An 860-nucleotide genomic window follows, 5' to 3' on the forward strand; every position below is an offset into this window, starting at 1 on the left:
CCGATGTGCGGGCCGCCCTGGAGTACGGCTGCGCCACCGAGGGCCGGGCCGCGGACGCGCTGTGGCTGGCGACCCGGCTCGGGGCCTACTGGCGGGCGGCGGGCACGCTGTCCGAGGGCCGGTACTGGATCGACAAGGGGCTCGGTCTGCTCCCGCAGGACTCCCCCGTGCGGGCCTGGGCGCTGTTCATGACCGGGGTGTTCGGGGTGTGGACGGCCGATCTGGAGACCGCGTTGGACCGGTTCCCGCAGGCCCTCGACATGGCGCGGCGCGTCGGCGAGAGCCGGGTGGAGCTGTTCAGCGAGGGCTACCTGGCCGCCCTGAGCGTGCTCGGCGGCGCCGTGGAGGAGGGGATGGCGGCGCTGGACGCGGTCCGTGGGCGGATGGTCGCGGCGGACGACGCGCTGGGTATCGGCGTCGTGCACTACGAAGGGGCCCTGTTGTACGGGGCGTTGGGCTTCACGGACCGCGCGCTGGAATGGTGCGAGACGGGTCTGGCGTATCTGGAGGGCCGGGGCGAGCGCCAGTTGTACGGGTCCACGCTCACCGTCCAGGGCGTGATCCTGTGGCTCGTCGGGCGGCCCGAGGAGAGCGCGGTGGCGTTGCGCCGGGGGCTGGAGGCGGCGAGCGAGATCGGCGAGGTCCTCGTCGCGGCGCTCGCGTCCCTGGGGCTCGCCTGGCACGCGGCCGGACAGCGGCGGTACGTCAGGGCCTGCTGGCTGCTGGGTTACGCGGAGCACGCGCGCCGGCTGGGCGGTGACGCGGTCGGCATGCTGCCCCGGCTGCTGGAGGAGCAGGAGGCACAGCAGCGGGCGGTGCGCGCGGCACTGGGCGACGAGGCGTACGTGCGTTGGCGGGAG

General features: G+C 74.8%; 1 pseudogene. It reads left to right on the forward strand.

Features of this window, described 5'->3' with window-relative positions:
• Positions 1-860: pseudogene (locus R6V09_RS54090) on the forward strand (LuxR family transcriptional regulator); the annotation flags it as partial.

Source organism: Streptomyces sp. W16, assembly GCF_033194735.1.
Classification (GTDB): domain Bacteria; phylum Actinomycetota; class Actinomycetes; order Streptomycetales; family Streptomycetaceae; genus Streptomyces.